Raw genomic sequence first — 13,984 nt, 5'->3', positions numbered from 1 at the left:
CGAGCGTGTACCACTAAACCTTTCTTGCGGTACACACTCACCTTTTTTTCTTTCGAGCATGTACCGTAAGCCTTGGTCACAGCATTTTTTCATAGACCAAACAAAAAAGCCCCACCTCGGGGACTTTCTGCTTTTTACAGCTTTACTGACTTCACATTATACACTGGTTGTTCAAACCAGGTGGTGGCGATTTCTTGGAAGATTTCTTTTTCACCAGTTGTAAGGAACAGATGATTCTTTTTTCTCGTCTTTTTGTTTAATAATCCACTATAGAACAATACGGTACTGACTTCACGGGCGGTTTCGGCGCCGGAATCGATGAGCTTAATTCGATCTCCAAGATAGGCTTGGATGGTGTCACGAAGAAGTGGATAATGGGTGCAACCAAGAATCAAGGTGTCGATTTCTTTGCTTCTTAAAACCTCCAATGATTCTGCTACAATTTGTTCAGCCTTGTGGCCAACAAACTCCCCTGCTTCGACAATCGGAACAAATCGGGGGCATGCGAGACTTTCGACATTGATTTGATTGTTGATTGATTTTAGTGCATCTTCATATGCTCCACTTTCGATTGTGTTGACAGTCCCGATAACACCAACATAGTTATTTTCAGTCACCTTCAGAGCAGTCCTTGCCCCAGGGTAGACTACGCCGATTACCGGGATGGAAAGCTCAGCTTGGATTTCGTCCAATACAAGGGCGGTTGCCGTATTGCATGCTATCACAAGCATTTTTATATCATGTGACAATAAATAGTTCGTCAGCTCCCATGTAAACTGACGAACTTCTTCTTTCGGTCTTGGCCCGTACGGACATCTTGCGTTATCACCTAAATAAATGATTTCTTCATTTGGTAATTGTCTAATTATTTCCCGAGCAACGGTTAAACCGCCCACCCCGGAATCAATAACTCCGATTGGTCTTTTCAAACGTTTCGCCTCATTCTACTCGCATTTCTTGATGTAATTTCTTTAGACTTTTTTCTAGTTGGACCACTTCTTCGCTAGAGAAGTTTGCCATGATTTCGTGTAAATAATCTTGTCTTTTTTTAATAACTTCCTCGATGATGCGTCCTCCTTCTTCAAGTAAATGAATTCGAACAACACGTCGATCTTTCGGGTCTTTTACACGCATGACAAGATTATTCTTTTCCATTCGATCAACAAGATCGGTTGTTGTGCTGCATGCTAAGTACATTTTATTTGATAATTCACCAATTGTCATATCTCCATGTTCAAGCAACCACTGAAGGGCAATAAATTGTGGTGTTGTAATTGTGAAGTTACTTAAGATTTCACGACCTTTTTGTTTGAGTAAACCGGAAATAAAACGAAGAGATTTTTCGGTATCAGCGATTATTTGGTAGTCTTTTGTTTCATTGCTCTCTTGAACTGTCATTACATCCTCTCCTAGTAAAGTTTTAGTTAAAAATCTAACTGTTTTTTGTTTCGTGTCGCAGTTAGTGAATTGTGTCATCCGTAAGAACCTTTTTTCATTTCAGGGAAAAAACTATATTATTCTTATTTTCTACTTTTTTCGCGCAAAAAGCAAGTTCAAGTATTTTGAAATATGTAGTTGTTTACTAAATAATGTGTTCAAGATGAGGTTGAAAAGGATCAAGAATTTCAAGGCGGCGCAGCTTTGAGGAACGAAACATATGCAGTTAATACGTGAGGAACGAAAAAGCAAGCCAACGCAGAAATTCGACGTGTCATTTTCGGCTGACTTTTTGAACTCCTCTAAATAAGTAACCGGCTACATTACTTGTGTAAAGTGTAGCCGGTAATACTTAAAGTTCAAGTTCTCCCATACGAAGGAGCTCTACAACTGCTTGAGAACGCCCCTTTACTCCCAGCTTCTGCATCGCGTTCGAAATGTGGTTACGAACTGTTTTTTCGCTTATGAATAATTCATTTGCGATATCTTTCGTTGTTTTGTCTTGAACTAGTAATTCAAAAACTTCTCTCTCTCTTTTTGTTAGTAGCGGTTTTGGTTGAAACTCTTTCTCCTTCAAGTATTGTAACCCTCCTTGCTAAGGTTCGAGCTGAACTACTGGATGGGTATATATTTAGTCACAATATAGTATGAGAAGGAGAGTGTTGCTGTGACTGTTAAAAGGTTGATATGTAGACTTTTTCGCGTCTATTTTTTAGTGTATTGGTATTATTGTGCTACTTAGCTCATACAATATAGGTTAGGTGCTTTTTAACATATGCTTCATCTCATCGGACCATGGTTTCCCTTTTCCTGACAGCTTTGACATTTGAACTAATGTACTCCTTCCAACAAAACAAATGAACCCCTCTTTGTCCTTTGCCATATAGTGAATATCCATTGAAGAATTGCCTAGTTGATTAATTTTAACAAACAGCTTAAGTTGGTCTCCAAAAAAGACTTGTTTCAAATAATCACATTGTTGGCTTGCAACTACTGGGATTGCATCACTTGATTGGTCGGTCCATTTTTGCATAAACCCAAGATGATTAAAAAACTGAATTCTTGCTTCTTCAAAGTAAGTAAAGGGTACAGTGTTATTTAAATGTCCAAACATATCTGTTTCGGAAAAGCGTACTTGAATCGGTTGGAAAAACTCAAATGTATTTGCCCATGTCTCAATATCATCGATATACGTAATATGTTTCATTCCAATAGCTCCCTTACATAAGATTATTCAGGTCAAGGTAAAGTGGTGCCATCTTCTAAGGGGAAAAGGAGGTTTTTTCACAACTTCTTAAAAGTGGACACCAAAAAAAGTTCTCCTCGTAAAAAAAGCACTCCTCCATTTGCATGAAGGAGCGCTTTCGCCTTATCTATTAGACTTGGTCACTACCAAACATATTTCTGAATGCTTGGATAGAAGTGTCTCTGTTTAGAGCTGCAATTGAAGTTGTGAGTGGGATACCTTTTGGACAAGACTGTACACAGTTTTGTGAGTTACCACAGTTTGCTAGGCCTCCATCTCCCATGATTGTTTCTAAACGTTCTCCTTTATTCATAGCTCCAGTTGGGTGAGCGTTGAACAAACGAACTTGTGATAATGGAGCAGGTCCAATGAACTCAGATTTACTGTTTACGTTCGGACATGCTTCTAGACATACACCACATGTCATACATTTAGATAATTCATATGCCCATTGACGTTTCTTCTCTGGCATACGTGGGCCAGGTCCCAAATCGTATGTTCCGTCAATTGGGATCCAAGCTTTGACTTTTTTCAAGGAATCAAACATTCTACTACGGTCTATCTGTAGGTCACGTACAATAGGGAATGTCTTCATTGGCTCAAGTTTGATTGGTTGTTCAAGCTGGTCAATAAGTGCTGAACAAGATTGACGTGGCTTGCCGTTAATAATCATTGAACAAGCACCGCAAACCTCTTCTAAACAGTTCATATCCCAAGTAATTGGGGCAACTGTATTTCCAGTGATATCTACCGGATTACGACGAAATTCCATTAAAGCGGAAATGACGTTCATATTTTTTCGGTAGGGTACCTTAAATTTAATCACATAAGGATCGGAATCTGGAGTATCCTGACGAGTAACATGAAATTCAACTGTTTTTTCACTCATCTTACTTTTCCTCCTTATTCTTTGTATAGTCACGTTTACGTGGTGTGATTAATGAAGTATCTACTTCTTCATAATGGAATGCTGGCGCAGTATCCTCACCAGTAAATTTAGCCATAGTTGTTTTTAAGAAATCCTCGTCATTACGATCAGGGAAGTCAGGCTTATAGTGTGCCCCACGGCTTTCGTTACGGTTATAGGCACCGATTGTGATTACACGTGCAAGCTGAAGCATATTTTGTAATTGACGAGTAAATGTAGCACCTTGGTTGCTCCACTTAGATGTGTCATTAATATTAATGTTTTTATAACGCTCCATAAGCTCTTGAATCTTTTCGTCTGTCTTTAATAGCTTGTCATTGTAACGAACAACTGTTACGTTATCTGTCATCCATTCACCAAGCTCTTTATGAAGGACGTATGCATTCTCAGTACCATCCATTGACATAATGTTATCCCATTTTTCTTGCTCTTGTTTTACATGGCTATCGAAAACAGTTGAAGAAATGGAATCAGTACCCTTCTTCAATCCTTTGATGTAATGAACTGCGTTAGGACCAGCAACCATACCACCATAGATAGCTGATAATAGTGAGTTCGCACCTAAGCGGTTTGCACCATGTTGTGAGAAATCACACTCTCCAGCAGCAAATAAACCAGGGATATTTGTTTGTTGATGATCGTCAACCCATAATCCACCCATTGAGTAGTGAACAGCAGGGAAGATTTTCATTGGAACTTTACGTGGATCATCACCCATGAATTTTTCATAGATTTCTATAATTCCACCTAATTTAATATCAAGTTCTTTTGGATCCTTATGAGAAAGATCTAGGTAAACCATGTTTTCACCATTGATACCAAGCTTCATATCTACACATACATGGAAGATTTCACGTGTTGCAATATCACGTGGAACTAGGTTTCCGTATGCAGGATATTTTTCCTCCAAGAAGTACCAAGGCTTACCATCTTTATAAGTCCAAACTCGTCCACCTTCACCACGAGCAGATTCACTCATTAGGCGAAGTTTGTCATCTCCAGGAATTGCAGTTGGGTGGATTTGAATGAACTCACCGTTTGCATAATATGCACCTTGTTGGTACACAATTGATGCAGCAGAACCAGTGTTAATCACTGAGTTTGTTGTTTTACCAAAGATGATTCCAGGTCCGCCAGATGCCATGATAACAGCATCAGCAGGGAATGATTTAATTTCCATTGAATGAAGGTTTTGTGCTACGATACCACGACAAATTCCTTCATCGTCTTGTATGATTCCTAGGAATTCCCAACCTTCGTACTTTGTTACAAGTCCCGCTACTTCATGACGACGAACTTGCTCGTCTAATGCATAAAGCAACTGCTGACCAGTTGTTGCCCCAGCGAATGCAGTACGATGGTGCTGTGTTCCACCGAATCGACGGAAATCAAGTAAACCTTCTGGTGTACGGTTAAACATAACTCCCATTCGGTCCATTAAATGAATGATTCCTGGTGCAGCTTCACACATAGCCTTAACTGGCTTTTGGTTTGCTAGGAAGTCTCCACCATACACTGTATCGTCGAAGTGGATCCAAGGAGAATCCCCTTCACCTTTTGTATTAACCGCACCGTTAATCCCACCTTGTGCACAAACAGAGTGAGAGCGTTTTACAGGTACGAGTGAAAATAAATCAACTTGTGTTCCTTCTTCAGCAGCCTTGATGGTAGCCATCAAACCAGCTAATCCACCACCAACTACGATAACTTTTCCTTGACTCAAAGTAACTCACTCCCCAATAAAGAGATCGTTCAGCTTGTAATAAAAACTGTGAACGTTCTAATTTTCAAATTCTTAAACGAAAGCAAAAATTGTAGAAACACCTACGTATGTTAATGCAATAAAAATAATGATTGTCACATATGTTGCAACTTGTTGAGAGCGAGGAGTTATAGTTAGCCCCCAACTAACAGCAAATGACCAAAGTCCATTTGAGAAATGGAAAATTGTAGAAATTACACCTACAAGATAGAAAACAAGCATTGCTGGTGAGCTTAAGATTTCCTCCATCATTTGGAAGTTAACCTCTGCTCCAAAAGCAGCAGCAATTCGCGTTTCCCATACATGCCATGCCACAAAAATTAGAGTAATGATTCCGGATATACGTTGTAAGAAGAACATCCAGTTACGGAAGAAACCATATCTACTCACATTGTTATTTGCAGTAAAGGCAATATACAGACCGTAAATCGCGTGAAATAATAATGGTAGATAAATAACAACTACCTCTAATAAGATTCTAAATGGGAGACTTCCCATAAATCCAGCAGCACTGTTAAATGCCTCTTCTCCTCTTGTCGCAAAGTTATTCGCTGTTAAGTGTACCAATAAGAACACTCCCACTGGAATAACACCTAATAATGAATGAAGCCTGCGATTAAAAAATTCACGATTTCCCGCCATACTTTACCCCCCTTAGTAATAAACCGCACCTTCAAGGTACTCTTTTAATTCCTCATCCCCAAAATTATGTATTAGGACGAATAAAAACTGACAATTGAAAACCCTTGCAGTAAACTACAAATTAATTTATTCATAGATAAAAAGACAAATGTAACCGCAATTTTCTTTTATCAGTATAATGTAACAAATACATTTTACTCCCATAAAGCAAGAGCGTCAAGGAAACTGGTACACAATTTATTCACGAATCTGATAATATTTAGACACTTTTGTTAGAACCATCTGATTTTTAAAACGATTTTTTATGACAAAAAGAAACAAAAAATTTCATGTGTTTCTTACCCCCGATAGTTTATAATAAAGAATGGAGAAAGAGGGGAATGCAGTGAAGAACATTAACATCAATGAACAACATGTAAATTCAAATGAACAGACCGTTTCTGTTTTTGGGTATGAACTCATACGTGAAATTTTAATTCCAGATTTATTTGGAAAAGAAACTCCACAGATTTTATACTGGGCTGGAAAAAATCTTGCCCGTAAATTCCCCTTACCAACGATTGAAGAAATTATTTCGTTTTTTCATGATGCTGGATGGGGAGACCTTAAGGTAGAACGTTTGGATAAGAATTCCATCGAATTTCATTTGGATGGTACAATCGTGTCTTCTCGTTTTAAACGAAAAGATATTTGTACATTCCAACTTGAATCCGGTTTTCTTGCTCAACAAATTCAACAACAGAAAAATCGAATCACTGAAAGCTTTGAACAACAAAAAAGACGAGCGCAAAAAATCATATTTACGGTAAAATGGGACCAAAAAGACATTACCGAAGATTAAAAGCCTGCACACTTCGTGCAGGTTTTTTATATTGAAAAGGGCGCCCAATGGATAATAATTTCCTTTGAACGGCCCTTTTTGAGTTTATATTATAGTTTAACTTTTGCTTTTTCTTCTTCAACAGCAGCTAAATTATATGAGTCATGTAAAGCTTCAACCGCGAGAACCATACTTCCTTGATCAACAACAGTAGAAACTTTGATTTCCGATGTACTTACCATTTTTACTTCAATGTTTTCTTTTGCAAGCACCTGGAACATATCAGCCGCAACCCCTGGATTTGAAACCATCCCAGAGCCTACAATCGAAACCTTTGCTAAACCATCTTCATGCTGGATACTTTCATATTTTAATAAATCTTTGTTATTTTCTAATACAGCTAGAGTATCGCGTAGATCTGGTGTTTTTACTGAAAATGAAATATTGGTATGATTTTCATCAGTTTGGTTTTGAATGATAATATCTACGTTAAGACCATTCTTTGCGAGTGTACCAAAGATGGTTGATAGTGTGTGTAATTCATTTGGTAAGCCAGATACTGTAACCCGAGTAATCTGGTCTTCAAAAGCAATTCCCCTAACAACAAGATTCTTTTCCATTGAAACTTCCTCCTCAATAATGGTTCCATTTTCTAGCTCTAAGCTTGAACGAACTTCAAGCGGCATTTCAAAATTTTTCGCAAATTCTACTGCACGTGGATGAAGCACACCCGCACCCAGGTTTGCAAGCTCAAGCATTTCATCATAGGAAACGGAATGAAGTTTACGTGCAGATGGAACTACACGAGGATCAGTCGTATATACACCTGTTACATCTGTGTAGATATCACATTTGTCTGCATTTAATGCTGCAGCAAGTGCAACTGCAGTTGTATCAGATCCTCCTCGTCCAAGAGTCGTTATATCTCCAGAACTACTAATTCCCTGGAACCCTGCAACTACTACAATTTTTCCTTCTTTTAGGCTGTCCTTTACTCTTGAAACTTCAATATTCTCAATGCGGGCATTGCTATGTATGGCCTCAGTTTCAATACCAGCCTGCCAGCCTGTATAGGATACAGATTTATAGCCTTGCTCTTGTATCGCCATTGATAAAAGGGCAATTGTTATTTGTTCGCCTGTACTTAACAGCATATCCATCTCACGTTTACTCGGCGTACTTGTAATTTCATTTGCTAAGGTTACAAGTTGATCTGTAGTTTTCCCCATTGCTGAAACAACAACGACAACTTGGTTTCCTGCTTGCACTTCTTGAATAACGCGATTTGCAACATTTTTGATTCTATCTGGTGACCCTACTGAGGTGCCTCCAAACTTTTGTACGATGATCCCCATGCTCTGCTCTCAACCCTTCTTTTTGAATTTCTGGATAATAAAAAACAGCAATGAGATTATCTCATTGCTGTGATATACGTAAACAAAAACGTGTCACATCGTGAGATAGCTCTCCAAGATTAATTCATCTTGACAATCTTACGTCTCTTAAACATAAGACCAGCAAAAAAAGAGATGAGTCCTTTTTTCACTTCGGCGAACTTTCCTTTCTGCAATAATCATAGGGTCTCACTCCCCTCCAATTGCATACTGATAAAGATCGCACCTCTATCATCACTTCAACGTAATGAAGTGTAATATTATATTAGTTAGGATTATATCAGAGTATTTTTAAAATAGCAACGACTATTCCTTTAATTTTTCAAAGATTACTTCAGCGGTAGGACGAGGAATATTGGCCTGTTGGATTTCCTCAATACTTGCTTCCTTCAGCTTCTTGATTGAACCAAAATGCTTTAGCAATGCTTTCTTTCGTTTTTCCCCGACTCCAGGAATGTTATCAAGCACAGATTGAAAGGCACTTTTTCCACGGACTTGACGATGAAAGGTAATCGCAAAACGGTGAACTTCATCTTGAATCCGTTGGAGAAGATAAAATTCCTGGCTATTTCTTGGCAGTTCCACGATTTCAGGTGGGTCGCCTATTAACAATTCTGAAGTTCTATGCTTATCGTCTTTTGCCAACCCAGCTAAAGGAATTTCCAAACCTAACTCATTTTCTAGAATATCTCTTACTGCAGCAAGATGACCTTTTCCTCCGTCAATGATGATTAAGTCAGGTAAGGGTAGATTATCTTTGAGAGCACGACTATATCTTCTCCTGACAACCTCTCTCATTGATTCATAATCATCAGGACCTTGAACTGATTTAATTTTATATTTTCTATATTCTTTTTTATCCGGTTTTCCATCCGTAAAAACAATCATTGCTGAAACAGGGTCTGTTCCTTGGATATTCGAGTTATCAAACGCCTCAATCCGATGGGGCGTGTATATTCCCAGTTGTTGGCCTAAGTTTTCAACCGCCTTGATTGTCCGCTCTTCATCGCGCTCAATCAGAGCAAATTTCTCAGTTAACGCGATTTTGGCATTTTTCCTTGCTAATTCCACTAGTTGTTTTTTCTTTCCTCGACTAGGCTGTTGAACGTTTACCTCTAGTAATTGCTCAGCAATCACATGGTCAATTGAACTAGGAAGTAGAATTTCCTTTGGTTTAAAATGATTTTCTTTTAAATAGAATTGCCCAAGGTAGGTTAGGAAATCCTGTTCAGGCTCATTATAGAATGGGAATAAAGAAACATCCCGTTCTATTAATTTCCCTTGTCGGATAAAAAAGACTTGAACACACATCCAGCCTTTATCATAGGAATAACCAAAAACATCACGATCGATAAAATCGGTCATCGTCATCTTCTGTTTTTCCATCGTTGTTTCAATACTTGTGATTTGATCACGGTATTCTTTTGCTCTCTCAAAATCAAGTTCTTCTGAAGCCTTTACCATTCGTTCTGTTAGCTCTGCTTTGATTTCCTTATACCCACCATTTAGAAAGCGAATGATGTCGTCTACCATTTTTTTATTTGTTTCATCAGTTACCTCGTTCACACATGGAGCAAGACATTGACCGATATGATAGTACAAACAAACCTTATCTGGTAGAGTTGAACATTTTCGTAAAGGATAAATCCGATCTAGTAGTTTTTTTGTTTCAGTTGCCGCCATGACGTTCGGGTACGGACCAAAGTATTTTCCTTTATCCTTCTTAACTTTACGTGTAATCAATAAACGAGGATGTTTTTCAGCGGTAATTTTAATAAAAGGATACGTCTTGTCATCCTTTAGCATGATATTATATTTCGGATCATGTTTTTTAATTAAATTGATTTCTAGTAGCAGAGCTTCAATATTTGAAGATGTTACGATATATTCAAAGTCCTCAATCTCATTTACAAGTCTCAATGTTTTCCCATCATGTGATCCTGTGAAATAAGACCGAACACGGTTCTTTAACACTTTCGCTTTTCCTACATATATTATTGTACCTTGCCTGTCTTTCATTAAATAACAACCGGGCTGATCCGGTAGTATTGCTAATTTTTCTTTAAGATGATCGTGCATCGCAACCACTCCATCTATCATAAAAGTGATACTTCCCTCGTTTTGGAAGGGTAAGCCGTATCCTATATTGTAACATCTTTAAGGAGAAGTTGTACGTGTAAATAAAGGAATTATTTCCTGACAAAACAAAAAACAGCCGAGATGGCTGTTTTTTTCTAAGACGATTAATAGTGGTTAGCAAGTCTTTCAGCTAGTGCTTCTTTTGGTTGGTAGCCAACTACTTTATCTACAACTTCACCGTTTTTAAATACAAGTAAAGTTGGGATGCTCATTACACCAAACTTAGCTGCAGTTTCTTGGTTGTCATCTACATCAAGCTTTACAATTTTTACTTTGTCTCCAATTTCAGAATCTAATTCTTCTAATACTGGAGCAATCATCTTACAAGGTCCACACCAAGGTGCCCAGAAATCTGCTAATACTACACCATCTTTTGTTTCTGTGTCAAAACTTTGATCCGTTACGTTTGTAATTGCCATTTAAACCCCTCCTAAATATGTTACAACTTTGAAATTCTACCAAGAGTATAACATTTGGAATGTCATTTTACGAATGATTTGCTTCATAAAAAAACAGTTAACTAAAAACCATAGAAGAATAGAAATTAAACTTCATCCATAATCATCTTCCCCAATTTTTTAAGCTGATATGTATGGAAACAGAAGTTGGCCGAATAGAAAAAAAAAGACGCCCTCAAAGGACGTCTTTTTGCGTATTGCGGCGAGGGACAGCACTCCACATAGTGCCTGCCAAAAGGCGTGTCAACCCGACTTATGCAATTCAGCTCATCGCTTGATTAGTATACCATATTTTTTTCAAAGGTAAAATAGAAAAATTCCCCTTAAATAAAGCGAACTAATTAGCTCGCTTCACTACACATTATGCATTTACTTTTAATTTTTTAAACTCTTCAGTAAGCATTGGAACTACTTCAAAAAGGTCTCCAACAATTCCATAGTCCGCAACCTTGAAAATGTTTGCTTCTGGATCTTTGTTGATTGCAACGATAACTCTAGAGTTTGACATTCCAGCTAAGTGCTGAATTGCTCCCGAGATGCCACAAGCGATATAAAGATCTGGAGTTACAACCTTACCTGTTTGACCAATTTGAAGGGAGTAGTCACAGTAATCAGCATCACATGCACCGCGGGAAGCACCTATAGCTCCACCAAGTACAGTTGCTAATTCTTTTAATGGCTCGAAGCCTTCTGCGCTTTTCACTCCACGTCCACCTGCAATAACAACCTTCGCTTCAGACAAATCAACACCTTCAGTTGCCTTACGCACTACTTCTTTTACAATTGTACGTAAATCCTTAATGTCAACAGTTAGAGAAGAAACTTCACCAGAACGTGACTCGTCTTTTTCAAGTGGGGTAATATTGTTTGGACGAACACTTGCAATCATTAATCCGTCCGTCACAATTTTCTTTTCAAAAGCCTTACCTGAATAAATAGGACGAGTAAAGACAATGTTTCCACCTGCGATTTCAATAGCAGTTACGTCAGAAATCAAACCAGAATTAAGTTTTCCTGCAATTTTTGGTGATAGGTCTTTACCTAATGCAGTATGTCCAAATATTAAACCTTCTGGTGATTCAGCATCAATAACTGCCAGTAAGGCTTGTGAGTATCCGTCCGGAGTATATGATCCTAATTTTGCATCTTCCACTGTTACAACTCGGTCCGCACCGTAATGGATTAATTCATTTGCTAGTGAGCTTACAGAGTCTCCAACTAAAACTGCAACTACTTCGCCACCTTCTGCAACTGTTTTACCGGCCGCAATTGCTTCAAAAGATACGTTACGTAACGCACCGTCACGCGCTTCCCCTAAAACTATAACTTTTCTTGACATTATGCGTAACCCCCTAGATTAGTTGAGTAATTTTTTGAAACCGGATACAAAAACAACTTTATTTCGTTTCGGTTATACAACCTTTGCTTCATTATGAAGAAGTGATACTAATTCTTTGACCTGATCTTCTAACTCACCTTCAAGCACTCTACCAGCTTCTTTTTTAGGCGGCAGATAGATTTCAATTGTTTTTGTTTTTGCTTCTACGTCATCTTCATCTAAATCTAAATCATCTAACTCAAGTTCATCAAGTGGCTTTTTCTTTGCTTTCATTATTCCTGGTAATGATGGATAGCGAGGCTCATTTAAACCTTGTTGACAAGTTACAAGTAATGGTAAGGAAGTCTCGATTACTTCCGAGTCCCCTTCAACATCTCTGACTACTGTTACTTTTGAACCGTTAACCTCAAGTTTTGTAATTGTCGTTACATAAGGAATATCTAAAATTCCAGCAACACGCGGACCTACTTGACCAGAACCTCCATCGATTGCAACGTTGCCACCTAAAATGATATCAGCATCCTTATCTTTTAAGTACTCACCTAAAATTTTTGCAGTTGTATATTGATCTCCGTCCTCAAGATCATCTTCTGTATTAATCATTACAGCTTTATCTGCACCCATTGCTAATGCTGTACGTAACTCTTTATCGGCTTCATCAGTCGTAGCAACTGTTACAACTGTTACTTCTCCACCGTTTGCGTCACGAAGCCTGATTGCTTCTTCAACCGCATATTCGTCATATGGGTTAATAATAAATTCAGCACCATCTTCACTGATTTGTCCATTATTCACAACGATTTTTTCTTCTGTATCAAATGTTCTTTTCAAAATAACAAAGATGTTCATGTGTTTCCCTCCTAATGTTTTTATGCCTAATTGTAAAAAAATCTAATCTATTTAATTACTAAAAACTCGAATTCTATTATTTCCCTTTAAACGTTGGTTGACGTTTTTCAATGAAGGCAGTTATTCCTTCTTGCCCATCTTCAGAAACGAACATTTCACCGAATAATACGGCTTCTCGTTTAACAGTTGCTTCATATTGTTCGTTCTTCATTAAATTTAATAATTCAATTGAGGCTTTTATGGAGACTGGGCTTTTCCCGGCAATTTTCTTTGCAATTTTCATCGTTTCCACATGTAGTTTTTCTTCTGGGAAAGCCTGGTTTGCTAAACCAAATTGGACAGCTTCTATACCGCTAATTGGGTCACTTGTCCAAAGCATCTGGGCCGCTTTAGCAACTCCTACATAGCGTGGTAAGCGTGCTGAACCCGCAAATCCAGGGATTAGTCCAAGCTGTAGCTCAGGTAATCCAAGCTTTGCCTTTTCACTGACAAGACGGAAGTGACATGCCATTGCTAGTTCTAGACCACCACCTAAGGCAGCTCCGTGAATACTTGCAATTATCGGTTTTGGGAATCGCTCCATTCTTTCAAATAAGGTTTGACCCTTTCTCGCTAGATTTGAAAATTCTTCACCTGAACTAATTGTAGTAAACTCTTTTATATCGGCCCCAGCAGAGAAGAATCTGCCTTCCCCATGAATAACCAAAACCCGTACAGCATCATCAAATTCGATATCGTCTAGTAAACTTGTAAGCTCTTTCAAAACAATTGTTGATAATGCATTTGCTGGAGGTCGATTAAAGGTAATAGTGGCAATGTAATCATCTACTTTTACTTTAAAAAACTCCATCTCCATCCCTCCTAATTATGTATTTGTATGTAACACACCTCAATCAAATGCGCCTTATCGTATTTGCGCCCGATTTTTTTTAGGCCCACACGATGTGGGTAACAAAGACGTTGCCACAGG

The 13,984-nt window shown here is 38.2% G+C and carries 14 protein-coding genes and 1 riboswitch; of the genes, 1 reads left to right on the top strand and 13 read right to left on the bottom strand.

The features are described 5' to 3' along the window. Positions 1 to 134: 134 nt before the first annotated feature. The 7 genes from racE to V7112_RS04405 form a co-directional block, all read right to left on the bottom strand. Positions 135 to 929 (bottom strand): glutamate racemase, encoded by a 795-nt coding sequence (racE, locus tag V7112_RS04435; protein WP_335415998.1) that lies wholly within the window; start codon positions 927 to 929, stop codon positions 135 to 137. Between the two features lie 10 nt (positions 930 to 939). Next, positions 940 to 1,398: a MarR family winged helix-turn-helix transcriptional regulator gene (locus V7112_RS04430; protein ID WP_335415996.1), complete on the bottom strand. Its 459-nt coding sequence runs from the start codon at positions 1,396 to 1,398 to the stop codon at positions 940 to 942. A gap of 391 nt (positions 1,399 to 1,789) precedes the next feature. Further along, positions 1,790 to 2,014: a spore germination transcription factor GerE gene (gerE, locus tag V7112_RS04425; RefSeq protein WP_077619002.1), complete on the bottom strand. Its 225-nt coding sequence runs from the start codon at positions 2,012 to 2,014 to the stop codon at positions 1,790 to 1,792. A gap of 180 nt (positions 2,015 to 2,194) precedes the next feature. Continuing rightward, positions 2,195 to 2,644, bottom strand: coding sequence for an acyl-CoA thioesterase (locus tag V7112_RS04420; RefSeq protein ID WP_335415992.1), 450 nt, complete (start codon positions 2,642 to 2,644; stop codon positions 2,195 to 2,197). 169 nt (positions 2,645 to 2,813) lie between these two features. Continuing rightward, complete coding sequence (gene sdhB / locus V7112_RS04415; RefSeq protein ID WP_335415989.1) at positions 2,814 to 3,572, bottom strand: succinate dehydrogenase iron-sulfur subunit; 759 nt, start codon at positions 3,570 to 3,572, stop codon at positions 2,814 to 2,816. A 1-nt stretch (position 3,573) separates the two neighbouring features. After that, positions 3,574 to 5,334, bottom strand: a complete 1,761-nt coding sequence (gene sdhA, locus V7112_RS04410) for a succinate dehydrogenase flavoprotein subunit (protein ID WP_335415986.1) — start codon at positions 5,332 to 5,334, stop codon at positions 3,574 to 3,576. A 72-nt stretch (positions 5,335 to 5,406) separates the two neighbouring features. Further along, the gene (locus V7112_RS04405; protein WP_335415984.1) at positions 5,407 to 6,015 is read right to left on the bottom strand and encodes a succinate dehydrogenase cytochrome b558 subunit; all 609 of its coding nucleotides are present in this window, start codon (positions 6,013 to 6,015) and stop codon (positions 5,407 to 5,409) included. Positions 6,016 to 6,400: 385 nt separating this feature from the next. On the opposite strand from V7112_RS04405, the gene V7112_RS04400 reads away from it, so the two are divergent. Next, positions 6,401 to 6,856, top strand: coding sequence for a YslB family protein (locus V7112_RS04400; protein ID WP_335415982.1), 456 nt, complete (start codon positions 6,401 to 6,403; stop codon positions 6,854 to 6,856). An 89-nt stretch (positions 6,857 to 6,945) separates the two neighbouring features. On the opposite strand, the gene V7112_RS04395 is transcribed toward V7112_RS04400, so the two are convergent. From V7112_RS04395 to V7112_RS04370, 6 genes are all read right to left on the bottom strand, one after another. Then, positions 6,946 to 8,190: an aspartate kinase gene (locus V7112_RS04395; protein WP_335415980.1), complete on the bottom strand. Its 1,245-nt coding sequence runs from the start codon at positions 8,188 to 8,190 to the stop codon at positions 6,946 to 6,948. A gap of 98 nt (positions 8,191 to 8,288) precedes the next feature. Beyond that, a riboswitch (Lysine riboswitch) is annotated at positions 8,289 to 8,468 on the bottom strand. A gap of 67 nt (positions 8,469 to 8,535) precedes the next feature. Continuing rightward, on the bottom strand, positions 8,536 to 10,308 hold the full coding sequence (uvrC, locus tag V7112_RS04390; protein ID WP_335416390.1) for an excinuclease ABC subunit UvrC: 1,773 nt from the start codon (positions 10,306 to 10,308) through the stop codon (positions 8,536 to 8,538). 164 nt (positions 10,309 to 10,472) lie between these two features. Continuing rightward, positions 10,473 to 10,787, bottom strand: coding sequence for a thioredoxin (trxA, locus tag V7112_RS04385; RefSeq protein WP_335415977.1), 315 nt, complete (start codon positions 10,785 to 10,787; stop codon positions 10,473 to 10,475). 400 nt (positions 10,788 to 11,187) lie between these two features. Then, complete coding sequence (locus V7112_RS04380; protein ID WP_335415974.1) at positions 11,188 to 12,165, bottom strand: electron transfer flavoprotein subunit alpha/FixB family protein; 978 nt, start codon at positions 12,163 to 12,165, stop codon at positions 11,188 to 11,190. Between the two features lie 72 nt (positions 12,166 to 12,237). Next, complete coding sequence (locus tag V7112_RS04375; RefSeq protein ID WP_335415971.1) at positions 12,238 to 13,014, bottom strand: electron transfer flavoprotein subunit beta/FixA family protein; 777 nt, start codon at positions 13,012 to 13,014, stop codon at positions 12,238 to 12,240. 76 nt (positions 13,015 to 13,090) lie between these two features. Then, the gene (locus V7112_RS04370) at positions 13,091 to 13,864 is read right to left on the bottom strand and encodes an enoyl-CoA hydratase (protein ID WP_335415969.1); all 774 of its coding nucleotides are present in this window, start codon (positions 13,862 to 13,864) and stop codon (positions 13,091 to 13,093) included. Between the last annotated feature and the right edge of the window lie 120 nt (positions 13,865 to 13,984).

Origin of the sequence: Bacillus sp. JJ1566, from assembly GCF_036962685.1 — a bacterium.
Classification (GTDB): domain Bacteria; phylum Bacillota; class Bacilli; order Bacillales; family Bacillaceae_L; genus Ferdinandcohnia.
This window is presented reverse-complemented; position numbering and strand designations above follow the sequence as displayed.